Genomic DNA, 23864 nt, shown 5'->3' with positions numbered 1-23864 from the left:
TTCCGCTCAAAGAGCCTTTTTGCCAACTAGCGCCCACGTATCCTTCAGGAGCTTGATATAGATTCCGCCTACAACGCTTCGGTGCTGAAAATTCATCTGCCTAGCGGTATTCGTGTCATACCAATCAGAAAAGGGAACGCGATCTGGCGTTTCATTTAAAGCGTCCCATAGGGGTTCAATCAAGCTGACAAAATCCTCCCGCCCGGAAGCCAGGGAGGCCGCCCAAACAAGCCAATCAGCTTTGGTATAGGCTGCTCTGCTATCCATCGGAATCCCGTATTTATCCTGCTTCTTTAAGTACCAGGAGACTTCTTTTTGAATAATGGCTTCATCAAAAATATGCGTATCAAAGAGGATATCCCAGATCAGGTTATACTTTAGGCTCCACGTTCCATCCTGGCCGAAAGCAAGCTTATAATGATCCTGATCTCTAGCCAGCTCCTCCCATTTAATCGCCATCTCTTCAGCCGCTTTCTTATAGCGTTCAGCTTCAGCAGAATGTCCCATCATACCTTTAAGAAGGGAATAACTCGCTACGCCCATAATGGCCTTAACCGATAAATTGGCGTTTCGTGCCAGATGGCCGGCAAAGTCATCCGTGCATAACTGATTCTCAGGATCGAGCCCGTACTCAAGCAAATAATCGGCCCAAATGGACAAAAGCTCCCCCTGCTCAGTTGCGAAATCGGCGTGTCCATCCGTCAGACAAACTGCGGCTGCCATAATCAGCATATTGCCGCATTCCTCAACCGGCATTTGACCTTCTAAGGCATTCTCCGAATAAACCTGCCCGTTGGCAATTGGATATTGTCCGACGTCATGTGGAGCAAATTCGAACGGCCAGGCATCGCTGGCTGCATATTTAAAAATCGGCCTCATCATCGCTTTAACGAGTTCCGGATTATAAAGCAAGAACAACGGAATGGAGGGGTAACTTACATCCACTGTAGCAATACAGCCATTGCTGTAGCATTCCTTGGACATAAATAAGAGCTTTCCATCAGAATCAGTCACCAGCTTGTGCGCAGCGATCGCCTGCCGGTAAGCCAGCACCAGAAGCTCTGCGTATTTCTCTCCTCCTGAACGTACTCCGTCCGCCCATAACTTTTGGTCGAATGCCGTACACTTCTTGATGAGATCAGGATACTCTGCGAACGCATCCCCAATCATTCCAAGGGCCGTTGTTCCGCTCTTTTTCCAGTAGGCCTGAAGCTTATCTCCGAAATATTCAATGGCATAAACATCATCATAGGCCAGCACGAACAGATTTGAAACTTCAGCAGCACCTACTTCCCCGCAATCCCAAGTGCAGGCCATAACAGGCTGGTGATCACGAACAGCTTGCGGCATATCCCCCTTAAGTCCTGGGACAATCTCATCTTTGCGCACAAATTGCTTTCTGATTTCAGCTGAAGCCAGATAGGTCCGCATTTCAGGGGATTTTTCAACTGCCAAATAGAACTGGCCCCAGTCAATTCTCAAATCATCACCGGAACGGTTTAAGTAAGCTTGTTCCTCATGACTCATCTCAAGAACAACCAGTTGGCCCTCCTCATGCTGCTGCCATACTACCAGCTGATCACTGGAGTCGACACACCATTCTGCAGTGACATCGAAGTAGATGCGCACGTTATGGGGCTTATCATCCACCGAGCAGACGGAAAGCTGCACATAAGAGGCCGGTCGTGACAGGAGCTCCAGGTTATCCATCAATAGCGGTGTGGTAAAGCGCATCTGTAAGCGGACTCCCGATTCTTCATAACAATAGGTGCTGGAGAGAGGTGTTAGCTGAACTTCCTGTTGCTTCATCGCCTTCGGTTCGGCATAATAGTTTTCCGCATTCGGCTCGACCCGGCCAGCAAATCGATATGGAGTACCGTCAATAATAATTAATCCCGTCATTGCATTTCTTTTGCCGGTCCAATGTCTTGTAAAGTCGTCGCTCAAACGGTCAGCCATAGACCATACACTAAAGTACGGATCAACCGTCACCAAAGGTATTGCTGGAGGGCGAATGTTTGTCTTCATCCTAATCAATCTCCAATCATTGTTTATTAATCTGAATACGAACACTCCCTGCATCATGCTCGTAACGAATGAGCAGCGTTCGGGTCTCCTCATCCCACACAAAAGGAAGCACTGCTTCCTGTTCGTTGATATGGATCGTTGCACTCACCGGTTTAGCTGAACAATGAATTCTCGCTGCTGCGTGTACAGCTTTTGGCCCTTTGACGTAAAAAACGATTGAACTCGAATCCTCCGTGAAGTACTCCGTTCTCGAAGAGGCTGCGATAACCCCGCTGTTGCCAGCATGGTCATATTCGAGGTCATACAAGAGAGCCTGTTGGCCCGGCTCTACCTTAACATGTCTAACAATAGGCAACCCTGGATCAAACAGATCCACATAACAGCCCGCTAATTCAAGCGGATGCTCATGGACGGACTCACTCATCACTGAGGCAACAACATAAGGGCCCCGTTGAAGCATGAAGTGATTTGCAGGTTCCCAGCATATTTGAGGATCATTCAAGCCTGCCATCGCTTCCCGAACCGCATCACGGAGCCTGTTTCCCGCAGCCGTACTCTCTGCAAAGCTTTCGGGGCGAACAGGCAAGTACACCAGCACCCCCTTGCCAATCGACGTCATTCTCTCTGAAGAATCAAGAGATAGTCCCAGACCTTCAAAAAGATGCTCGCGCGGGGAATGGTAGTGACGTTTGCCTTGGTTCCACCATTCCTTAACCTGATGATATGGATCACTGTCATCGCCGATATAGATCAAGGCTCCGCCGTCTCTCACCCATTGCGCCAACGTGCTGTGAAGATCGGGGTACTCGGGCTTCATGAATTCATAGCTCAGGATCAACACCCGGTAATCATCCAAATAACCCGGAAATCGTCTTGCATTATCGAGCTGAACCGGTCTTACAGGCAGGCCATGCTTGACAAGCGGAAGCGTTAATCCGTAAAAAGAAGAGAAGTTCAGCAATTCGAGCGCATATTCGTCCGTCAGTTCAACTTCGTTCGTCCCGTCATACTTCATCATAAAGCCAGCAGTTTCAACACCCGGGCGCATGCGTTGGTACATGGCTGAATCAGCCAACAAAACCCCCACCTTGACATCGTTTCCAAAGACCCGAATATCCGGTTGATCCATGTTGCCGAGGGCATGCATAAGTGTGAGCAAAACGGTCCCATAATCCGCAGGAATTCCTTCCTTGCCTGTTCCGTCCGCGCTGGGATACTGCCCCTCGAAGATCCGCTTGGGCCATGGGGCAACCTCATAATGGGACACCCCGGGATGCAGCAGGGATGCCGTCAGCGTCTTGAAATAATTTATCCTGTAGTCCTCCCATGTACGTTTGGGATCATCTTCTATGGGGTCGTGCAGGAACCACACGCGGCGATCCGTTCCGCGTACCAACTCCTGCATAATTCCATATTCCAGAAACGCTGTTTCAAATGTTCTCTCCGCGCGGTTGCCTTCGTAAACATTGGCTGTGCGTGAGGTTCCTGTCCATACTTGGGCGATATACCCATTGATGGAGGGCAGATCAAGCAGTCTTGATTCCGGACTGACAATCCGCCACTGCGTATAATTAATCAGACTGTGTGTCGGTACGAAAAACCGCAGCGGCCGGTCATAGCGAACCAGCGAATATTCCTTGAGAGCTGAACAAAGCCGATCCAAACACCTTGTGTACAAATAGGCTTTCAGCTTGGAGGCGTGATATTGTGCATTCTCTGATTCATGAGGTGGAATCCATGGCTCGTTATAATAATTTCGCCATTCCCGTTTAAATGCCTCAGAGTACCCGCCCTCCACCCAGAATTCCGGCTCCTCCAGATGGATAGCATCAACTCCCGCATCCACAGCAGGACGAATCTGTTGAATCAGATAATCGGAGTAAGCGACTGTCGGTACCATATACGGTATATCGACCGATGTTCCATGGATAATACGCTCTCCATCCTTATATTTTTGCGCTTCGTCCCAGTGAGTGCGACCATCAAAATTACCGTTCAGGTAATCCTGATAGCCTCCCCAGGATACACCTGTCATCAAATGCACCTGATATCCCTGCGCCTTCCATTGCTGAATCCGTAACGGCATTGAGGGATTAATTCCGTAAACCATCACAAAATCCGTCTGCAGATCGTAAGCTTCTCCGTAGGCACCCCCCTCCTGAAAACCGGTACGCTCTTCCTCGCGGCCTCTCTCCTTCATTACTTCATCTCCCTTGTGCTCTGATTATGCAAGCTGAACACGAATGGTCTTAATTTCAAAGGGTGCAAAATGCAGCTCTGCCCGTGAATCGTTATTTTGCAGAACTTGGATCGGGTTTTCCATCAAATCTGCCTCTTCAATTGAAAGGCAATCCAGTCCGATGGAAATCATCCCTTGCGCCTCAGTCCCCGCCGTTTCGTACAAACGAACAATCAGATGATCGCTGTCTTCAGCCTTTTTCACGGCTTCAACCATTACATAAGGATTGTCGACTTGGATCAACTGAATAGGAGCATGCTGTGCTGTATCTGCCTGAATCGCCTCCACCACCACCATAGGGGTGTTCAGTTCATAACCTTTTCGATAAACACTTGCTTGAATGAAATCTCCTACATGCGGATACAAAGCATAAGTAAATTTGTGCTCTGCCCGGTCCGCAGTTGGGTCTGGATAAGCAGGACTTCTGAGCAAATTCAAATCGAGAACATTGTGCAGAGCGCTAAATCCATATTTGCAGTCATTCAGCAGCGCCACGCCATAATCCGGTTGAGAAAGGTCGATGTACTGATGAGCGCAAATTTCATCCTTGGCAAATTCGATCAGGGTATTGCGGGTCGTCGGCCGCTTTAAATAGCCAAATTGGATCTCACAATTGACTTGATCGCTGGACACACTGGTCGGGAAGGACACTCGCAGCATCTTGCCCGATTCGCGCCAGTCCACCTCGGTTTCAAACTCCACCATCGAACCGCCCATGGTCAATATAATCTTCTGTAAGAGTATTGATTCACCATAGCGATATTCTTGCCGGACAACCGCTTGCGGCCCCTCTATATGGGCTGTACTTCTTACCAGCGTCATGGCTCCGGCAACCGTCTCGCGGTAATCATGCGGAAAGTCCCAGGCATCCCCGTCATCATGGTAAATCATAAAGACATTTGCTTTCGTCCCAGAGTGAAGTGCCTCCCGTCCGCAAAGCTTATCGTACACAGAAACGATACTGCCATCCTCATCGAACATGACCTTAAGCTTTTCGTTCTCAAGCTCGCGGCTGCCCGCCATCAACCCTTCAACAACGGACACCTCATGTTCAGCCTTCTCAAGGGTTCTGTATCCCATTGCAGGTACGCTGAGCAAATGCCAATTACCGTTCCATTCCACCCACTCCTGCCGATCCCATGGCAACGAGTTGAACAAGACGGGCTGGTTGGACCATCCGGCCATGCTGGCAATTCGTTCATAAGTATCTTTCGTCATCGTATGGACCTCATCGAGCAGTAGGGCATAACGCTCAAGCGATTCATCATAGACTCTCGCAATCGAGGAACCGGGCAGAATATCATGGAACTGGTACAGCAAGACTTCCTTCCAGATCTCTTCTAGCCTTGCTGCCGGATAGGCTTCACCATGGGCGGCCCATAACAGCGATGCTGCAAACTCCAGCTCCCGCAAGGCTTTCTCCATCTTGCGGTTATACCGTTTATTGCGTCCCTGCGTGGTTAACGTCCCCTGATGCTTCTCCAGGTATAGCTCCCCTTTGAACGTTTGGAAGCGGGAGGCCTCCTTGTCCAGCCGTTGGAAAAAGTTGATTGACGGCTCTTGAATAACCGGTGGGACACCCAACAGATTCTTCTCCCGGGCCAGTCGCTCCAGATGCTCTTCTCCTGGTCCGCCTCCCCCATCGCCAATGCCAAACAGCATGAGTGCATTCTCAGACACATTCCGGTCTAAATAGCTGTTCTCGATCTTGACGAGTGACCTTGGCGCAGCAGGACTGTTGTAGGTATCCTCCGGTGGAAGATGTGTCAAAACCTGAGTTCCGTCAATTCCCTCCCAGATAAAACTGTGATGCGGGTGCGTATTATATACACTCCATGACAACTTTTGGGTCATCATATAATCAACCCCCGACTTTTTCAGTAACTGGGGAAGACTTCCTGTGTATCCAAAAACATCCGGCAGCCATAGCACCTTCATTTCCTGACCAAATTCTTGCTTAAAGAAGCGTTTACCATATAAAATTTGCCGCACTAGCGCTTCGCCGCCAGAGATATTCGTATCCGGTTCAACCCACATTGCACCCTGCGGCTCCCAACGGCCTTCCTGTATGCGCTCCTTTACCTTGTCGTACAGCTTCGGATAGTACTCCTTCATCCATTGATAAAGCTGTGGTTGACTGGCGCCAAACATGTAATCCGGATACTTTTCCATATTGTACAGCGCCGTCGAGAATGTACGCGCACCCTTGCGAACCGTTTCCCGAATCGGCCACAACCAAGCAAGATCCATATGAGCATGCCCGATTGCACTTACCGTCAAGGAAGGATCTCCCCCGCGTTTGTTCAATTCCCCGGCAATCCGTTCGCTTGCCCGGCGCACGTTATCAGTATTAATCTCGGACAATTGATTCGCTGCATCATATAAGCATTGATAGATACGGGTTTTTCTGATACTGGTCTCCGGCAATTGCTCAGCCAAATCGATCAACACTTCAAAGTCGTAGTACAGCCTCCGGGTTTCTTCATGACAAACGGCAATAACAGCTTCCTTTAACCTGCCGCTTCGATAATTACCGAACAGATCATTGCAGCCGCCATCCGCCCATAGGTTAATAACTTCCCCGCCTTTGGCAGCCGGACTGAAGTCCACTACTCTTTTTCCGGGAAGTCCCAGGCTGTAATCGAATTGCGAGTTGATGTTGGTTAGTCCCTGGCAAGGTGTACCTTCATGATCCACCAGGCAGAGCTCTCCATTGACGTCGATCAATAGCACAATTTTGCTGCCAGCCTGTGAGTCCGGCACCATTCCTCCAAAGTGAAACCATGCACAATCCCACAAGTCTCCCCACTTATCCCCCGGCTCTAAATGGATTTGTTGTCCGGATGTTCTCTCCGCATATACGACGGGTTCGGGGGTTACCCAAGCCGTTACAGCTAATAAGGATATTGGCTCATAAATAGATTGCTCCAACTGCGACATGGCAGCCTTCGCCTTTTTCAAAAAAATAGAATTGGTTTCATACGGCATTCTCTATCTCTCCTTTTGACCGTGCGTTTAATAATGAAGTAAAGAGGACTGACGAAAGGCAGTCCTCCTCATCCACCTCATAGAATCGTTTTAGTTCGTTATAGCTTCTGCCTTTTTCTGAGCATCGCCCATGATGGATTTAATATCCCCATTGGTCATAACCGATTTCGTTACAGCATCACCGAATAGTTGCCAAACCTTGGAATTCTCTTTTGTGAATGTTGGCAAACCTTGCACGTTTCCTGCCATTGCCAAGTAATGCAGATACATCTCCGGATGGTTGGCTTTGTAATCATCCGACTCTGCAATCGTTTTTAGAACCGGAGATCTCACACCGGTATCCGCGATAAGAGTCTGCACTTCCTCACTGTACATAGCCCGAATATATTCAAAAGCCGCTTCTTTGTTCTTGGCTTCCTTAGGCACGGAGTGGAAAGCCGCACCTATTGTAATATTGCCCGCTTTGCCATCGGAAGACAGTGGAATTGGCGCCATTCCATATTCGATGCCAAGCGTTGAACTCTCGACTGCACGCCATGGACCGTCGATCAGATAAGCAATTTGCCCTTTCTTAAAGGCATCGAAGTAAGTACCTTCATTCGTATTCATCATTAATCCAGCAGGATGATAGCTGTTCAGTTCTTTCATGAAGGCAATTGTCTCCAGGTTGGCTTCACTGTTGAAGGCTGGTTTACCTTGAGCATCTGCGAAGCCGCCGCCATTGATGACCAGCAATGTGCCATACCGTAAATATCCGCCGGCGTTAGGTCCACCGTACACGCCTCCCCCGTAGAATTTACCCTTACCAGCTTCAGTTACCTTTTTCAGGTTCGCAGCCAGCTCATCCCACGTGGCAGGAGCCTTATTGGGATCAAGGCCTGCTTCCTTCACCAGCTTCTTGTTCCAGAACAAGCTGTTTACACCCGGTTGGGAGGCGAAACCGTAAATTTTCCCGTCATACTCCATCGGCTTCCAGGCTGCCGGTGCAATATTCTCGCGGATATATTGATCCATATCCGCCGGGAAAGGCTCCAGCAGTCCTTGCTGGGCGAAACCAGGCATCTGGGTTTCTCCAACGATAATATCGGGTATGTTTTTCGCAAGGAAGCCTGCTGTCTGCTTCTGAATCAGCGGGTCACCCCAGCCCCAGTCTTCCGTTTGCAATGTAATATTCTTGCTCTTCAACTTATCGTTGATGATGGTCTGGTAGAAGTAGCCAAATACGTTCGTATTCACTTTACCGCCTGGAGTATACGTAAAGTCAGCTTCTACAGGACGAGGACTTAGAGTTTCGTCTGCAATCAATGCTTTCTTCTTTACTCCGAGCAAATCGGACACGATGCCGGCACCCACGCCGACAGCTCCTTCATTTAAAACCGTAATCGTAACATTCCCCGTATTGGCAGCATCTGTTGCCGCTGCCTTCTCAGTTGCCTTCGCTGTTTCATTACTTGTGTCAGCAGCCCCGTTATTTCCTGAAGAGCAGGCAGCCAATCCTATTGACATCATAATGACTAGAGCAGCGTTCGTTATTTTTCTCGCTTGCATCCTTTAACCCCTCCAATATGAATAATGATTTGCAGATAGACAATATCACAACCAATTAATACATCTAACATATTTATTTATATTAAATATGTCATATATATTCATCCTTTAATGCCCGTACTGGCTAACCCTTGAACGATATACTTTTGAAAAAAGAAAAAGATCAACAGGGCAGGCAGGGTGACGCCTAGACTTAAGGTGATAATCAAAGGATAGTTAATTACAGCACCGGGACTGGCCCCAACAGAGGACAGCTTTGTTATTGCAGCCGGAAGCGTTTGCAAACTATCGCTTGAGGTATAAAAGAAAGGTGTAATAAAGTCATTCCAAGTACCCAAGGCTGTTGTTATGGCTATAAAAGCCATAATAGGGAGCTGCAAGGGGAATAGGATTTGAAATATTAATCGGATGGTTCCAGCCCCATCCATCCTCGCGGCCTCATCCAGCTCGATCGGAACTTTCTCAAGCGATTGCTTGACCAGAAAAGTTCCCATGATATTAATGGACGGCCCCCCGATTAAATAAATCCACCATGTGTTTAAAATCCCTGTTCCACCGGTAAACACATCATTGCCTCCCGAGAAGGGAAATCTGGCAAATTCCAGGTAGGTCGGGATAATGGCCAATGTCGTCGGAATCATTTGAGTAGCGAGCATGATTAAGAATAAAGTTTCTTTCCCTTTAAATTTTAAGCGGGCAAATACGTATCCGGCCAAAAAAGAAGTAGTCAGCGCCCAGAACGTATTGTAAACGGTGCGAATGATGGAGTTCCGGAAGTAAACCGTCACCGCCGCATCCATCGACCCCATAATCAATGCTTTATAGTTGGCCAGCGTTGGCGATTTGGGAATCGGAAATACCCCTAGTACCGTTCCGCTAAATTCAGTTTTATTAAAAAAACCTGCCATTACCATGAAGATGAGAGGATAGAGCAGCACCAATCCAACACCAAGGAGGACGATGTGACTGAATAGATGAACCGGACTGAACTGGCTTTTAATTTTTATGCGCAACTGTTCGGACATGACTTATTGCCCCCTTTTGATTGGTTTATTGGGAATAGTCATTCGTTTGTCCGATGCCGTAGACCAGTTATAGTAAAATACTGTAGCCACGATGACGATTGCTGCCATGATCAGCGACGACGCTCCAGCCATGCCTAGGTTGAAATCCCAGAAGCCGTCACGATAAATCCGGAATACGAGCACCTCTGTCTGTCCATAAGGTCCGCCATTGGTAATAAACAATACCTGCTCGTAGATCTGAATCGCCCCAATCAAGCTCGTAATAACAATGTAGGTTGCAATTGGCTTCAGCCCAGGCAGTGTGACAAACTTCAATTTAGCCCACCGGCCCGCACCATCGATGTCCGCAGCTTCATATAAAGTCTGATCTACCGATTGCAATCCTGCCAGCCAGATAAGCGCTGCGGCCCCGACCCCCTTCCAGGCCGAGTAGATTACGATCCAGAAAATACCCCACCCGGCAGAATACTGCCAAATAATCGGTTCTTTGCCGATGGACTTCAAAAAATTATTAATGACCCCATTATTGGTATCGAGCAAAATATTAAATACCTGAGTGGTTGCCACAGTCGAAGTAACTGCCGGAATATACCACAGCGACCGATAAATGCCCTTGCCCATTAAGGGCATATTCATCAGAATAGCTGCTCCGAAGCCGGCCGTTAACGTAACCGCTGTCACTAAACCGCCTAACCAAATGGATCTCCATAGTGCTCCGGTATATACCGGGTCCTTGAAGAAACTAATAAAATTATCAAACCAAATAAAGTCCGGTGTATCATTTAACCCCACCCAATTAAAAAAACCGAGAAAAAAACCAAAAATCGTTGGAGCCCCTGAAAGAACCAACCAAAACAACAACATCGGTGTAAGGATGACCGCAGCGATGACAGCGTCTCTATGCCTTCTCATCATCCGTTTGAAAGAAGATTGCCCGCGGATCTGGGCCGTTTTATCCATATGCAGTACCCCCATTGCTATAGTTAAAACCTCATTTTCCCCTGCCCTTAACCACAACCTTCCTCATCTATGTATTTGCAAAACAAATATATAATAACATATCAATTATGTCAAGATATTTGCTATATCATTTATCTCCAATAAAAAAAGCACTCACTGAATTTCTTCATGTAAGTACTTTTCCTTGAAACATACTTCTTATTAAACTAGGCATTCTGCAGTCGAGTCGCCTTCCTTTAGCTCCGGCTTTAAAATCACCTTGTGATACTTGTGGTCAGGGTTCGGGGCCTCCTCCAGCATACTCAACAATATCTTGGCCGCCTCTTCGCCCATAATCCCCTCTGATTGAGATATATACGTTAATGCTCCCGGCTCGTCCATACCAGGGGAGGGATCATCGAAGGTGAGAATAGAGATATCCTGCGGTACCTTAAGTCCAATTTCTTTGCAGATGGACAGGATATGTAGCCCTAATCTGCCGTTGAGAGTAATAAAGGCGGTGGCCATCCGGTTTTTGATAAATCGATAGAGCGGATGCTCCGTATCCATCCCCTTATAATCCACGTGAAAGTCTGTCAGAATAAGCGCCGGATTAATCAGTGCCTCTTTCTTCTTCAAACCATCCATGTAGCCGTTAATCCGATCCTCCACAGTGATCGTTGGAAGCGGGGAGTCTGAACAAATGGCAATATCGCGGTGACCGAGGTCCCACAGATAATCTACAGCAAGCTTTCCGCCGATCATGCCATCGCTGCGAACAATATTGGTTTCCACTCCCGGAAAATAGCGGTCAATCAGGACAAAAGGAAACTTGTTCTGCTTAAGAGACAGAATTTCCTCATTATAGGTTTCTGTATCGCAAGGAAATATAATCAAGCCTGCTGCACCATTTTTAATTAGGTCGAGGATTGCTTCTTCTTCCCGTTCGATAGAGTTGAAGGTTTGAACAATGTGTAGGCTATACTGGCTCTCCTCCAATATATTATTAATCCCCTGGATCAACCGGATGGAGAAATAATCGACCAGAACAGGCATTACTAATCCAATTATTTTTCTTCCTCCACCTGCAACTGAAATGACAGTATTTGCTGTCTTGTTGGCAGATACGACTGTCGGTCCCAATGATGTATAGGATTTATCTAATGGCAAACCCTGCAACCGGAATTCGGATTCAAGCATGTTCTTGTGATGAGATACAATTTCGTGAATCTCCTCGCTAACAAAGCTGCCTTTTCCGGGAACACGATAAATCCAGCCTTCCTTCGCCAGTTGCATAAGAGCATTAGCAACCGTTATCCTACTGACGGAAAACTGTTCCATCACTTCTTTTTCCGAAGGAATTTTATCATTCTCTTTCAATTCACTATTCAAAATAAGACTTTTAAAATACTCCTGGATTTGTACATACAGCGGCTGCCTTTCGTTATACATAAAATTGCTCACCTAACCTTCTTCAATTATTAATTATGTTATATCATTTATGTCATTTAGTCAATGTATATCATAATGTGTGGGGTCGTTAAATAATGAAGGAGCAGTATAATGCAAGGCTTGAATTGTTCGCTGTCGGCAGAAAGGGAGAACAGGGCGGAAACCCTGATTGCAGAAGACCCCCTGAATGTGAGAAAAGGCCGGTATTCTCCTTGATCGGCTCATAGCTGGCGCGGATCGCCTCTTCATCTGCAACCTTATCCTCTGTTGTGTGGAGAATACACAGTTTCATGTGATTACCTTGGATTACGCAGAAAATACCTTTAAACCGGGGAACGTCATTTATAAAATGACCGAAGAGGAAGAGCTTTAAGCTCCAATAGAAGAGATCCTATAGAACGCTGTCTGCCTGAAGGGGACGGCAATATATTGCGCATTAGCAGCAAGTGAAGGTTGCTATCTTGAGATGGCTATCGGGTGGTGAACAATTGGAGCCTTCCTATCTAATCTCCACTACAATTTGTTTGATTGCAGTTGCACTTATAGTCAGGCTGGCAAGGGTGTCCAGCCAATGATCGCCTGCGCTGACAAATTCAATTTCCAAATCCGCCGCAGGCTGGTTAAGCGCAAGAACGGCTCCGGCGCTGTTGCCACTGTCGAAAATGAGCATACTGCGCTGGATGGCGGATATGCTGTAATGATTTTGCCTGAGCATATAGATGATGCGTAGCCTTGCAATTTCTTCATCTCCATAGACGCGGGATTGATCAGGCTGCCGCGGAACACAGATCAGCCCGTTGCGCTCCCAATTGCGCAGCACTTCCGGTGTGACTCCTAACAAAGAGGCGGCTTCCTTATGGCTATACACATTCCCTGTGCCGGGCAGCTGGCCTTTCTCGGTCCAATTCTTAAGCAGCGACGCTGTTTCCAGTGCAGAGGCATATTCCTTCTCCAATAGATGCTGATAGGCTTCAGCATTGGTTAACGCCAGCTCCACATCCCATGATTTAAGGGCAGCTGCAACCGAAAAGGCGGTGTTTCTTAGAGTGCGGTTGGTATAGGGGGTACCGAAGATCAATCGGCAAACCCGAAGCTGTGTAAGATGTCTGTATGTAAACTGCCGATAGCGGTTTTCCGTACGTTCTACCGGTGAGATCAGCCCTATTTTTTCATAAAACCTTATCGTATTGGGATGTACGCCCAGCTCCTGAGCGACTTGTCCTGTCCTATAAAATGCTTCACCGGATGTACTAAGGATCGGCTTGGGCTTCGCGGCTGATTCACCGGGGATAAACTTCATAATCTCTCCAATGTCACAAGCAAGCGCTGTGCAAATCCGGGCCAGAACGCCAAGATCGGGACGCTTGATTTCATTGGTTATATACAGATTCAGCTGACTTCGCTGAACGTGCGCAAGCTGAGCCAGCTTCCCGCTGTCAATGCCTTTCCTGCTCATGACTGACCCAAGGATAATATCGAAGTGTCCCCACTGTTCCGGCATGCAACAACCCCCTCTGGAAAAAAGATACATCTGTTATACCACAGAAAACAACAGCTATCAAATAGAACCTTCCAGTTTTGCACCACCCCTCCCCCGGCATGATAAACTCCTGTCATCAAAGGAGGATGAATCTATGGCGTATCATATCGAAGCAAATGGATTATCAAAAACATATCGTATTCCAGTCAGGGAAGCCGGCCTTCGTTCGGCGTTCGGCAGCTTGTTCCGTCCGCAGTTTAATGAAGTTAAGGCTGTAGACGAGGTGAGCTTTGCCATAGAACGCGGTGAAATGGTTGGGTTCATCGGGCCGAATGGCGCAGGCAAGACCACGACACTCAAAATGCTCTCCGGGCTGCTCTACCCGACTTCGGGCAGTGCAACGGCGGCAGGATTTACCCCCTGGCAGCGCAAACCCCAATATCTCAAGAAGATCAGCATGCTCATGGGCAATCGCAGCCAAATGCAGTGGAATAACACCGTGTATGATACGATGCACATTTTCAAAGAGATCTACGGAGTGCCCACAGCGGATTTCAAAAGACATCTTGTAGAGCTTGGGGACATGTTCGATGTAGGTAAGCTTATGCAAAAACGAGCACGCAACCTCTCGCTCGGCGAACGGTCCAAATGCGAATTTATTGTCACCCTTCTGCATAAGCCGGAAATCCTGTATCTGGATGAGCCGACACTTGGGATGGACGTGACAATGCAATTAAGGCTGCGGCAATATATGAAGGAATATAACCAGAAATTTGGTACAACGGTTATTCTGACAAGCCATTATATGTCCGATATCACTTCGCTTTGCTCCAGGGTGATGCTGATCAACGGCGGACATTTGGTCTATGACGGTAAGCTGTCCAGCCTGACGGACAAGATCACACCGTACCGGATCATCAAGCTGACCCTTGAAGAAGAGAATCCTCCGCTGAGCCCGGAGAGCCTTCAGATAGATGGAATTCCGGCAGAATGGATTGAGAATAGCGGGAATGAACACACCCTCCGGGTAAAGAAAGAGGATGTCGTGAGGGCCAGCGGGATGCTAATGAGCAGGTATATCCTCATTGATTTCGGAATCGCTGATCCCCCCATTGAATCAGTGATTGACACCATATATGCAGAGGGGATCACCGTATGAATATCCGCGGCGGAATAGCGATGATTCGGGGCCAGCTCTTCAATTTCATGTCGGAAAAAGGATTCTTCTGGACGCTTGCACTCGGCTGGATGATCGGACCTGTGATCTATATGATCGTCTGGTCGACGGCTGCATCATCCGGCACAATCGGGGGATATGACAGGAATGCGTTTGTTCTATACTATCTGTGCCTCATCCTTATCAATCAAATGACGTATCCGACGACACACTGGTCAACGGCTCAAGCGATACATAATGGCTCGATATCCTCAGCGCTGCTGCGTCCGTTGCCTCTTATTTATGGAGCTGTCGGACAAGAAGCGGCTGTCAAAATGGTGTGCATCCCGTTTGTTGCGGTTGTGGTTACGCTGCTCGGGTTATTGCTGGGCGTACAGGCCAGTTTTACATTTGTGTCCGTAGCTGCCGGCCTTGCGGCCCTTATGCTTGCACTCATGATTCGCTTTCTGCTCGCCTACATCCTGTCCCTTCTCGCTTTTTGGACACAGCATTCCTCGGCACTGCTCAGTGTCAACGATACCTTCATCTTTCTGTTCGGCGGACAGGTGGCTCCGCTTGCCTTGTTCCCCGGCCAGCTTAACCAGCTTACGCATTTTCTGCCCTACCGGTACATGATCTCTTTCCCGGTGGAGGCGCTTATGGGCACATTAAACCGTGAGAGCATGATCCGGGGCTTCACCATGCAGCTGCTCTGGACTGCTGTATTGATGCTTGTGTGTTATGGTGTAAACCGGTACGGCCAGCGTAAATATTCGGCAGTGGGAGGATAATCATGAGATATTTCAGACTAATCTTTACCTTCATGAAGGCGGCGTTTCAGAATGAGTCAGCATATCGGCTGAACTTTGTTATGAATTTTTTAAGTGCGGTGTTAGGTCTGGCAGGCGGTCTTGGGGGAATTTATATTCTCTACGTCAACAATGAGGTCCTTAACGGCTGGACGATGCCGGAGACTCTGGCTGTGCTCGGCGTTTACATGCTGGTGCAAGCCGTGAAAAATGTTGTGATCGGCCCCAGCATGAACAAGCTTGGCGGCATGGACGGCGAGATTGAAAGCGGGACGTTTGATTATACCCTATTGAAACCTATATCGACCCAATATTATATCAGTGTGCGGGAATGGTCTCTCTGGTCGATTCTGCATATCGCCGTTGCCACAGGTGTAATCCTTTTCGCGATAGACGGCATGAACAGCGAAATAACCCTCCTAGCCGCTGCTCAGTTTCTGCTTGCACTAGTTATTTCACTCGGAATTCTGTATTCCGTGATGCTGATTCTGAGCTCTGTCGCTTTTTGGTACAGAGGGACCTACTTGTTATGGATTATGGAAGATATCCTGCAAGCGGGACGGTATCCGATCGGTATCTATCCGCGCCCGCTCCGGTTGGTCTTGACATGGGTGCTGCCTGTCGGGTTCATTGTATCGGTTCCGGCTGAAGCACTTGTCCAGAAAGCTGAGCCCCTCATGCTTGCGGCAGGAGCCGTGCTTATGATCATCCTTTTTACAATTGCGACACTCTTCTTCAACCGCAGCCTCCACAAGTATTCCAGCGCATCCAGCTGAACAACCAATTTTGATGATCCCGACGAAAAACTTGGCTGGAAGCACATCGCTGCCTGGTTGTTCCACTTATACATTGGCAGCTTCCTAGTTGTATAATTCGCTTTGAAGCGTAATCGTTCTAACTCTTATACGACGTAAAGAGAACGTCCATTTCAGGACGTTCTCTTTACGTATTTTAATCGATTGCATAGCCGATCGTCAGGATGAACCCGTACAGCTCATAACCAATCTGAGTATATAGGCGAATGGCCTTCTGATTGTTTCCATGTGTGCCCAAGGTGGCGATTGATTTGCCCTGCTGCTTCAGATGCTCCAGAGCTGTGCATATCATGCTCCGGGCGACGCCTTGTTTCTGCCATTCCGGTATGACAAAAACACTTTCCGTTGCGCCCCGCTCATCCGTGATGCGCCATGTGGACGTGTTGCCGATCAATTGATTGCCAGCAAACGCACAAAAGTTGACCATTTCCGGCGATCCCTGCATCCAGCTTAAATGGTTCATACTCCATGCGACACCGTCAAAGGAAGCGAGCTCAGCTTGATGATACTGTTCCAAAGCCTGACTGTTATCTAGTAGAAATGGCAGCACCTGAACTCCCTCCGGTAAAGGATAGCGGGGAATGTCCTGACTGAGGTCGAATTTAAATACGACAATCGTGTCCCGGATGGTAAATCCGCGGGCCAGGTAGTAGCTCAAATCCTTGAGGTTATCCGCATCTAAATATTCAGCCAGTACAATACGCTTGTCCGGATGCTCGGCTTTAATTTCTCTGGACCGTCTAATTAACGCATCCGTCAGGGCATCTTTGATCTGTTCATCCTCAACACCGTCCGCAAATAGGATTTGAAACTTTAGATATCGGACGAAATCCTTATCTTCATCATGTCCGGCCGCATGAAAGGTCTCATGCTCCATCAGGTGGGCAACCGCTATAATTTTAGCTTCCCCATTCACTGCGCAGAACATATTTCTCTTATCCAGATCGCCATGATACAGATAGGTCATATTAAGAACAAAATCCAGGCTCCCGATCTGCTCCGCGTCTTCCTCTTTCGGATTTCGGATTACAAACTCCTTCATTACTAGCATCGCCCTCCAATTTTCTCGGGTACCGCTTACTTTCCTAATTCAATATTGACTGAGTACACTGCACCCGGCAAGGTAGACTTTAAATATAGTCATCTATAGCTTTCGTTTTTCTTCATTTTTGCATGGTATAGTAAAATATCTAATAGGAAATAAAACACAGTTTAGTGAGAGGTGGAAGCTAATGAAGGAGCCGTATACAGCAAGGCTTGTGCTGTTCGCACAAAACGCACAAAGTATCAAAAAGGAGTTCCCTTGGCAAAATGCGCTGGTCAGCCGGTTAGCGGCATTACTCTACACAACAGAGGATAAGGTTGCAGATGAAGGGGCGATCCGTGCCAGCTATGAGCTGATCAAGGAGAACACCGGCCTCTTCTCTTCATTCAGGGGGTCTTCTGCAATCAGCATTTCCGCCCTGCTCTCCCTTTCTGCCGACAGGGAAGGACAGCTTAGAAACACGCTGTCCGTATATGACATGTTGAAGGATATCAAATTCTATGGCTCCGATTATCTGGTCGTGGCGGCTTATCAAATTGCCGCAAACCAAGCGCCGGATCAATATCTGCGCACGGTAGAGCGGGCAAAGCGGTTTTATGACAGCATGAAGGCGAAGCACCGTTTCCTCACGGGGCAGGATGATTACATCTTCGCCGCCATGCTCGGCCTGTCCGATATCGATATCGAAAGCGGCGTGGAGCGGATGGAGCAGCTCTATGCCACGCTTAAGCCCGAATTCCGGTCCGGCAACAGCGTGCAAGCCTTGACACAAGTGCTGGTTCTTGGCAATCAAGCCAAGGAGGCGGCGGACCGTGTACTGGCCTTACGCGATGCCTTCCTTGCACAGAACATCCGCATGGACAAGCAATTCACCCTATCTTCGCTTGGCGTGCTGTCCCTGCTTCCCCTAAGCAGGGAAGACATTGTGAACGATGTCTCCGGGACCTTCGAATTTCTCCGCACGCAAAAGGGGTTCGGCAAATGGTCGATTACCGAGCAGGAGCTGCTGCTGCTGTCTGCTGCGCTGGCAGCGATCAAAGCGGTGGATGAAGTGCAAAACGGTATCCTGAACACGGTGCTCTCCACCAGCATTACCAACATTATCATTGCCCAGCAGACTGCAATCACCGCAGCTGCGGCTGCTTCGGCTGCCGCGGCGGCCTCGTCAAGCTGATGACGGGGGAAGATCGGGAACGCATACGCCGGATTACAACCAGAACGGAAGCTCTGCTATCCGGTCTATTGGGCATTTGGGAAGCATCGGTACGCCTTACCCATCATTTTCTCTCCGGACAGGATATCGCTGCTCTTCGGCCTGTGGTTCTTGAAGGACTCCGGGAAATCGGCCATTTGCTTGTGTTCACCGATGAACAGGAGCAGCCGCTGGGCTTCATAGGGGTGCAGGATCATAAGATTGAGATGCTGTTCGTAGCCCCTGAGGCGATGGGGCTAGGCATCGGCAGAAAGCTGGTTGCGCGGGTTATTGAAGCACTGGCTGTACACGAGGTGGACGTGAATGAACAGAATCCCCAAGCTGCAGGGTTCTACGAGCATATGGGATTTCAAGTGTTTGACCGGTCTGCATCGGATGAGCAGGGAAACCCTTTTCCTATCCTGCATATGAAATTATCGTCCCTTATTTGACAAAAAGCCAGCCGATATCGGCTGGCTTTGCTCATATTGTTATCAAGCCTTATTCCACTGATTTGAGCGCCTCAATCATATGAATCCGTTTGAGCTTGATATGCATGAAAACCATAACAATCCCCGAGAACAACAAGGTTAACAGCGCGGCATACACATAGCTGGGCCACTTGATGATCGGGGCGAACATCGTCGCATCCAGCTCAGCCGTCCTCAGAACGAAGCTGTGCAGCAATATGCCGAGGCCGGAACCGGCCACAATGCCGAGCACACTCAGCAGAATATTCTCGCGGTAAATATACAACGTTACTTCCTTATCATAAAAGCCCAGCACCTTGATCGTCGACAGCTCGCGGATCCGCTCGGACACATTGATATTGGTTAAGTTGTAAAGTACGACAAAAGCCAGTGCCGCCGCTGACACAATGAGCACCAAGGTTACAACGTCCATGCTCTTCATGGTATCGTCGAAGGCAGAGCCTACACTGCTGGAGAAGCTGACCGCAGCAACACGCTCACTAGCCGTCAGCTTTTCACTGAGTCCGTCTTCCCAGGCTGCATCCTGCACGCCATAGTTCAGCAGTTCTGTGTTGAATACCGGTTCTTTCCCGAATACAGAAGAATAATACGCCGGTGTCATGTACACATAGTGCATCACATAGTTCTCCGTAATCCCCGCGACCTGAATCTTGAAGGTTTCGTTCTTGTTGTCCACGACGGTCAACTTGTCGCCCGGCTCCAGCCCGTACAGCTTAGCCAGCTTCTCCGAGACAATAGCCCCCTCGTCCGTAAGCTTTCGCCCTTCTCCACTTATCCGGTCCCGCAGCTCCACATATTCGGATAACGAATCAACAGCTGCTGGTATGAACAGATTCACATCCTGGTCATTTACACCGCTGGCGCGTGCGGTCATCGTTTCCTGCGCCACATTCAGCGTCCCGGTAATGGCGGACTCCCCGGTGATCAACTGCTCATAGGCATTCCGTGAACCGGCAGGCACATCATCATGCAGCGCTACAAGCGCATCATATTTCATAATCGTGCCGAATTGCTCTCCGGCGATGCTGCCGATCGAGTCCTTAAGGCCAAACCCGGTCAGGATCAGCGCCGTACAGCCGGCTACACCGAACACAGTCATGAACATCCGCTGCTTGTAGCGGAACAGATTCCGTGCGGTAACCTTCTGGACAAAATTCAGCCGTTTCCAGACAAAGGATATCCGCTCCAGTATAATGCGCTGTCCGCTCTTCGGCGCCTTCGGACGCATCAATACGGAAGCGTTGCTGCGCAGCTCTACCCGGGAAGCAATCCAAGCCGTGAGCGTAGTGCAAATTAGCGCCACAATTACGGAGAGAATGGAATACGAGGGATAGAAGCTCTTGACGATATCCGGCAGGTTATAGAGTGAACTGTACGCATTATAGATAATGGTAGGCAGCAGGGTGAAGCCTACGGCAAGCCCAACTACCGAAGCCGCCAGACTGGCAAGCGTGCCATAGACCATGAATTTGGCCATAATGTCACGGTTACCATAACCAAGCGCTTTAAGTGTTCCGATCTGCAGGCGGTGCTCCTCAACCATCCGTGTCATGGTCGTCAGGCTGACCAGCGCAGCAATCAGGAAAAAGAACACCGGAAATACGCTCGCAATCGCCGACAACCGGTCAGCGTTGTCTTTATATTCGGTATACCCCGGACTTACATTCCGGTCTGTGACATAGATCTTGGGCATCTCCAGCGCTGCGAGCTGCTGCTTGGCAGCAGCCACCTCCAGGGGGCCGCCGGACAACGCCTTCCCGCCTTCCACCCGCAGCTCCGCAAGCCGCGCTTCCGGCACGCCGGATAACGCCTGCTCTACCGCTTGAGTATGCTGTTCGATCAGCGCCTCATACTTCGGCGAATAAGCCTTCAGCCCGGCAGTATCCGTGAAAGACAGATAGGCTTCCGTATAAACCGGCAGCTTAAAGTCTGCCTCCGGGATAGCGGCGTACGCATCCGCCGTGCCTTTGCCAATCGTACTGGTCCCCCGGTTGTTCTTCTCAATAAACTGGGGACTCCGCACAAAGCCCACTACGGTATAATCCAGTGTCCCGAAGTCGTCTGACAGCTCCGTATCCTTACCGTTTCCGCTAAACGTTATCTTGTCTCCGAGCGCATATTCTCCGGCCAGCACGTCATCCAGCACGATTTCTCCGGAATGCTCCGGTAGATGTCCTTCGATCATGCGGTATTGGTTAAGCGTTGCATCTGTATTGTAGGAAAAGACCTTAAGGATCAAAGCATTGTCGCCGGCGAACACATCCGCGCTGTAACCCGGCTGAATCTCACCGATCCCCGGCACATCCTTCAGCAGCTTAAGGTTGTCTTCGGTCAAACCGTAGGTGCTCTGCACTTTCAGATCCATCAACCCCGTCTCCCGGTAAAAGGTTCCGGCGGTATCCAGCATATCCGGCCCGGCTGCCTTGATTCCGGAGAAAAAGCAGACGCCCAGCATAATAATTGCAAATATTGAAATAAAGCGGGCCTTGGTGTGCCCGATTTCACGAAAAATATCTTTCCATAGCGCTCGTTTTTTCATAGATGCCTTCTCCTTACCATTCGATATCGTCAACGGATACCGGCGAAGGATTGGTTACCATCTTCCGTACCTTAGCGTTGTTGATCTCAATGACCCGGTCTGCCATCGGGGCAATCGCCAGATTATGCGTGATTACGATGACCGTAGTTCCGGTATTGCGGCAGGTATCCTGCAGCAGCTTCAGCACCTGCTTGCCGGTGTTGTAGTCAAGCGCGCCTGTCGGCTCGTCGCAGAGCAGCAGCTTCGGCTGCTTAGCCAGCGCTCTGGCAATCGCGACGCGTTGCTGCTCACCGCCGGACAGCTGAGCCGGGAAATTATCCAGCCGCGCCCCCAGTCCTACATCCTCCAGTACCTTACGTGCATCCAAGGCACGCGGGGAAATCTGCGAAGCAAGCTCGACATTCTCCAGCGTCGTCAGATTGGGCACCAGATTATAGAATTGGAACACAAAACCCACGTCATTGCGGCGGTAGCCTGTTAACTCCCTGGCACTGAACTTGGCAATGTCCGTACCGTCCACAATGACCTGGCCTTCGTCAGCGGAATCCATTCCGCCAAGAATGTTAAGCACGGTCGATTTACCCGCGCCGCTGGGACCGACAATGACGGAAAATTCACCTTTATTAATCTCAAAATCAATCCCGTCGTTGGCGACAATCACATTCTCGCCCATCTTGTAACGCTTGTACTCACCCTTTACGGCAACAAAGCTCATGCCTCATCCTCCTGTCTCTATCCGGACCAAGCCAGTTATCACTCTATGTACATTTTCAATACGCTGTCCGGTGCGGCTGTATATGGTTTAGTTTATCATAAATACAAAGTTGAGGCCCGCCGGGGCTCGGCAGGAACAACGTATCCGGCATCGTGTGATTTGTTATAGGAGAGACCATATGCTAAGTTAGCAATATCTGTATATATCATTTTATTTTGCTAGGAGGCCGTGAAATGGATTACGCCAAGTCAAAAGCTGCCCTTACGGACGAAGCAGCTTCATACGTCGAGAACTATAAAAAGTACGCATGGTTTCATCAGCCCCGCTCCATTTATGAGCTGGACACACTGAAACTTCTCCAGGTCAAACAGATCACAACCTACGAGCCTTTAAAAGAATTCGCAAATCTCAAGAAGCTTGAATTCGGCACCACAAATTCCAGGCTGACCCTGCCTGATCTTGCCGGCCTGGACTCCGCCACGAGTCTGGAACATCTAAGCTTTATAAGTAAAACAACGATTAAAAAGAATATAGAGGCCCTTTCCCGGCTTGAGCATCTGGAATCTCTGCAAATGTTCTATGTCCAGCACACGCTGCCCGATCAATTGCTGTCCCCTCTTAAATCCTTAAAGTCGGTCAGTTTCTCCAAGCATAATTATGACAGTCAAACCGTTCTCCCGGACAGCCTGGAGACTATCAGTATGAGCTTTGATGAGATTGAGGCTGTGCCAGGCTTTGCACCCGCCGCGGGTGTGAAGAAGGTTACTTTGGGAGGGCAAACCTGTCAGCTGGAAAGCTTGGATTCTTTCAGGGTTTTTCCAAATGTAGAGGAAATCAGATTGATCGCACCTAAAAAGCTTGTGGATCTTTCATATGTTTCACAGCTGAGGAAACTGAAGATACTGGACGCTAATTTTGCTGCCGCAAGTGATCTAAGTCCCTTCTACCAGCATGACAGCATTGAGGAAATACGGCTTAGAGGCTCATCTGTGGAGAGTCTTCAAGAAATGGGGATTTGTCCAAACCTAAAAACATTGTATCTGGAAAAAACAAAACTGAATTCCATCGAAGGCATACGGGAGCAATTCCCCCATTTGGAGCTGCTCTGGATATGGGGAACCAAAGTAAAGAATCTGGAAGCACTGACCGGGATGTCGTCGTTAATCAACCTGGATCTGACTATGCTTAAGCCAAAATCATGGGAATTCATCTCCACCCTGACCGGGCTTGAAACACTGGATTTATGCAAAACCTCATTTTCAGATCCCGGACTACTCCTGAACCTCCCTCATTTGAAGAAGCTCAGACTGTCAGGAAGCAATGTGGACCCCCAGTCTACTGAATATAAGGAATTAGAAGAAGCAATAACCGGGCGAAACGGTAAGTTGAGTTAGTAATGAACC

General features: G+C 48.9%; 17 protein-coding genes. 6 read left to right on the top strand and 11 right to left on the bottom strand.

The genetic code is table 11. The features are described from left to right. Positions 1 to 6 precede the first annotated feature (6 nt). The 8 genes from H70357_RS03890 to H70357_RS34150 all read right to left on the bottom strand — a co-directional run bounded on the left by H70357_RS03890 (position 7) and on the right by H70357_RS34150 (position 13720). On the bottom strand, positions 7 to 2028 hold the full coding sequence (locus H70357_RS03890; RefSeq protein ID WP_038585989.1) for a glutaminase family protein: 2022 nt from the start codon (positions 2026 to 2028) through the stop codon (positions 7 to 9). A gap of 16 nt (positions 2029 to 2044) precedes the next feature. Further along, positions 2045 to 4228 (bottom strand): hypothetical protein, encoded by a 2184-nt coding sequence (locus H70357_RS03885; protein ID WP_038585987.1) that lies wholly within the window; start codon positions 4226 to 4228, stop codon positions 2045 to 2047. Positions 4229 to 4252: 24 nt separating this feature from the next. Then, positions 4253 to 7255 (bottom strand): alpha-mannosidase, encoded by a 3003-nt coding sequence (locus tag H70357_RS03880; protein ID WP_038585985.1) that lies wholly within the window; start codon positions 7253 to 7255, stop codon positions 4253 to 4255. A gap of 90 nt (positions 7256 to 7345) precedes the next feature. Continuing rightward, positions 7346 to 8803: an extracellular solute-binding protein gene (locus H70357_RS03875; RefSeq protein WP_038585983.1), complete on the bottom strand. Its 1458-nt coding sequence runs from the start codon at positions 8801 to 8803 to the stop codon at positions 7346 to 7348. 101 nt (positions 8804 to 8904) lie between these two features. Continuing rightward, positions 8905 to 9828 (bottom strand): carbohydrate ABC transporter permease, encoded by a 924-nt coding sequence (locus H70357_RS03870; protein WP_038585981.1) that lies wholly within the window; start codon positions 9826 to 9828, stop codon positions 8905 to 8907. A 3-nt stretch (positions 9829 to 9831) separates the two neighbouring features. Further along, on the bottom strand, positions 9832 to 10788 hold the full coding sequence (locus H70357_RS03865; RefSeq protein WP_052091807.1) for a carbohydrate ABC transporter permease: 957 nt from the start codon (positions 10786 to 10788) through the stop codon (positions 9832 to 9834). 201 nt (positions 10789 to 10989) lie between these two features. Next, a complete protein-coding gene (locus tag H70357_RS03860; RefSeq protein WP_038585979.1) occupies positions 10990 to 12219 on the bottom strand; it encodes a GntR family transcriptional regulator in 1230 nt (409 codons plus the stop codon). Positions 12220 to 12718: 499 nt separating this feature from the next. Further along, on the bottom strand, positions 12719 to 13720 hold the full coding sequence (locus H70357_RS34150) for a MerR family transcriptional regulator (RefSeq protein WP_052091806.1): 1002 nt from the start codon (positions 13718 to 13720) through the stop codon (positions 12719 to 12721). A 133-nt stretch (positions 13721 to 13853) separates the two neighbouring features. Here H70357_RS34150 and H70357_RS03845 point away from each other — a divergent pair, with 133 nt between their 5' ends. The 3 genes from H70357_RS03845 to H70357_RS03835 are packed head-to-tail and all read left to right on the top strand — an operon-like array spanning position 13854 to position 16440. Continuing rightward, on the top strand, positions 13854 to 14858 hold the full coding sequence (locus H70357_RS03845) for an ABC transporter ATP-binding protein (protein ID WP_038585972.1): 1005 nt from the start codon (positions 13854 to 13856) through the stop codon (positions 14856 to 14858). After that, a complete protein-coding gene (locus H70357_RS03840; protein ID WP_038585969.1) occupies positions 14855 to 15646 on the top strand; it encodes an ABC transporter permease in 792 nt (263 codons plus the stop codon). The genes H70357_RS03845 and H70357_RS03840 overlap by 4 nt, the downstream gene beginning before the upstream one ends. A 2-nt stretch (positions 15647 to 15648) precedes the next feature. Beyond that, positions 15649 to 16440: an ABC transporter permease gene (locus H70357_RS03835; protein ID WP_038585966.1), complete on the top strand. Its 792-nt coding sequence runs from the start codon at positions 15649 to 15651 to the stop codon at positions 16438 to 16440. Positions 16441 to 16615: 175 nt separating this feature from the next. Here H70357_RS03835 and H70357_RS03830 read toward each other — a convergent pair whose 3' ends face one another. Continuing rightward, complete coding sequence (locus H70357_RS03830) at positions 16616 to 17521, bottom strand: GNAT family N-acetyltransferase (RefSeq protein WP_038585963.1); 906 nt, start codon at positions 17519 to 17521, stop codon at positions 16616 to 16618. 190 nt (positions 17522 to 17711) lie between these two features. Here H70357_RS03830 and H70357_RS03825 point away from each other — a divergent pair, with 190 nt between their 5' ends. Both H70357_RS03825 and H70357_RS03820 read left to right on the top strand, forming a co-directional pair. Further along, positions 17712 to 18698: a DUF4003 family protein gene (locus H70357_RS03825; protein ID WP_038585960.1), complete on the top strand. Its 987-nt coding sequence runs from the start codon at positions 17712 to 17714 to the stop codon at positions 18696 to 18698. Then, positions 18698 to 19168: a GNAT family N-acetyltransferase gene (locus tag H70357_RS03820; RefSeq protein ID WP_052091805.1), complete on the top strand. Its 471-nt coding sequence runs from the start codon at positions 18698 to 18700 to the stop codon at positions 19166 to 19168. The genes H70357_RS03825 and H70357_RS03820 overlap by 1 nt, the downstream gene beginning before the upstream one ends. Before the next feature lie 49 nt (positions 19169 to 19217). Here the strand turns inward: H70357_RS03820 and H70357_RS03815 are convergent, their stop codons facing one another. Continuing rightward, positions 19218 to 21746, bottom strand: coding sequence for an ABC transporter permease (locus H70357_RS03815; protein WP_038585957.1), 2529 nt, complete (start codon positions 21744 to 21746; stop codon positions 19218 to 19220). A 13-nt stretch (positions 21747 to 21759) separates the two neighbouring features. Further along, the gene (locus H70357_RS03810) at positions 21760 to 22461 is read right to left on the bottom strand and encodes an ABC transporter ATP-binding protein (RefSeq protein ID WP_038585954.1); all 702 of its coding nucleotides are present in this window, start codon (positions 22459 to 22461) and stop codon (positions 21760 to 21762) included. A gap of 233 nt (positions 22462 to 22694) precedes the next feature. Here H70357_RS03810 and H70357_RS03805 point away from each other — a divergent pair, with 233 nt between their 5' ends. Next, a complete protein-coding gene (locus tag H70357_RS03805) occupies positions 22695 to 23855 on the top strand; it encodes a leucine-rich repeat domain-containing protein (protein WP_038585951.1) in 1161 nt (386 codons plus the stop codon). The last annotated feature ends 9 nt before the right edge of the window (positions 23856 to 23864 follow it).

It is taken from the genome of Paenibacillus sp. FSL H7-0357 (assembly GCF_000758525.1).
Lineage (GTDB): Bacteria > Bacillota > Bacilli > Paenibacillales > Paenibacillaceae > Paenibacillus_AQ.
This window is presented reverse-complemented; position numbering and strand designations above follow the sequence as displayed.

Excerpts from the sequence above, each read along its gene's own strand:
- H70357_RS03805 (WP_038585951.1), top strand. The coding sequence starts at position 22,695 with ATGGATTACGCCAAGTCAAAAGCTGCCCTTACGGACGAAGCAGCTTCA.
- H70357_RS03870 (WP_038585981.1), bottom strand. The coding sequence starts at position 9,828 with ATGTCCGAACAGTTGCGCATAAAAATTAAAAGCCAGTTCAGTCCGGTT.
- H70357_RS03835 (WP_038585966.1), top strand. The coding sequence starts at position 15,649 with ATGAGATATTTCAGACTAATCTTTACCTTCATGAAGGCGGCGTTTCAG.
- H70357_RS03860 (WP_038585979.1), bottom strand. The coding sequence starts at position 12,219 with ATGTATAACGAAAGGCAGCCGCTGTATGTACAAATCCAGGAGTATTTT.
- H70357_RS03845 (WP_038585972.1), top strand. The coding sequence starts at position 13,854 with ATGGCGTATCATATCGAAGCAAATGGATTATCAAAAACATATCGTATT.
- H70357_RS03830 (WP_038585963.1), bottom strand. The coding sequence starts at position 17,521 with ATGAAGGAGTTTGTAATCCGAAATCCGAAAGAGGAAGACGCGGAGCAG.
- H70357_RS03810 (WP_038585954.1), bottom strand. The coding sequence starts at position 22,461 with ATGAGCTTTGTTGCCGTAAAGGGTGAGTACAAGCGTTACAAGATGGGC.
- H70357_RS03885 (WP_038585987.1), bottom strand. The coding sequence starts at position 4,228 with ATGAAGGAGAGAGGCCGCGAGGAAGAGCGTACCGGTTTTCAGGAGGGG.
- H70357_RS03865 (WP_052091807.1), bottom strand. The coding sequence starts at position 10,788 with ATGGATAAAACGGCCCAGATCCGCGGGCAATCTTCTTTCAAACGGATG.
- H70357_RS03815 (WP_038585957.1), bottom strand. The coding sequence starts at position 21,746 with ATGAAAAAACGAGCGCTATGGAAAGATATTTTTCGTGAAATCGGGCAC.
- H70357_RS03875 (WP_038585983.1), bottom strand. The coding sequence starts at position 8,803 with ATGCAAGCGAGAAAAATAACGAACGCTGCTCTAGTCATTATGATGTCA.
- H70357_RS03820 (WP_052091805.1), top strand. The coding sequence starts at position 18,698 with ATGACGGGGGAAGATCGGGAACGCATACGCCGGATTACAACCAGAACG.
- H70357_RS03890 (WP_038585989.1), bottom strand. The coding sequence starts at position 2,028 with ATGAAGACAAACATTCGCCCTCCAGCAATACCTTTGGTGACGGTTGAT.
- H70357_RS03825 (WP_038585960.1), top strand. The coding sequence starts at position 17,712 with ATGAAGGAGCCGTATACAGCAAGGCTTGTGCTGTTCGCACAAAACGCA.
- H70357_RS03840 (WP_038585969.1), top strand. The coding sequence starts at position 14,855 with ATGAATATCCGCGGCGGAATAGCGATGATTCGGGGCCAGCTCTTCAAT.
- H70357_RS34150 (WP_052091806.1), bottom strand. The coding sequence starts at position 13,720 with ATGCCGGAACAGTGGGGACACTTCGATATTATCCTTGGGTCAGTCATG.
- H70357_RS03880 (WP_038585985.1), bottom strand. The coding sequence starts at position 7,255 with ATGCCGTATGAAACCAATTCTATTTTTTTGAAAAAGGCGAAGGCTGCC.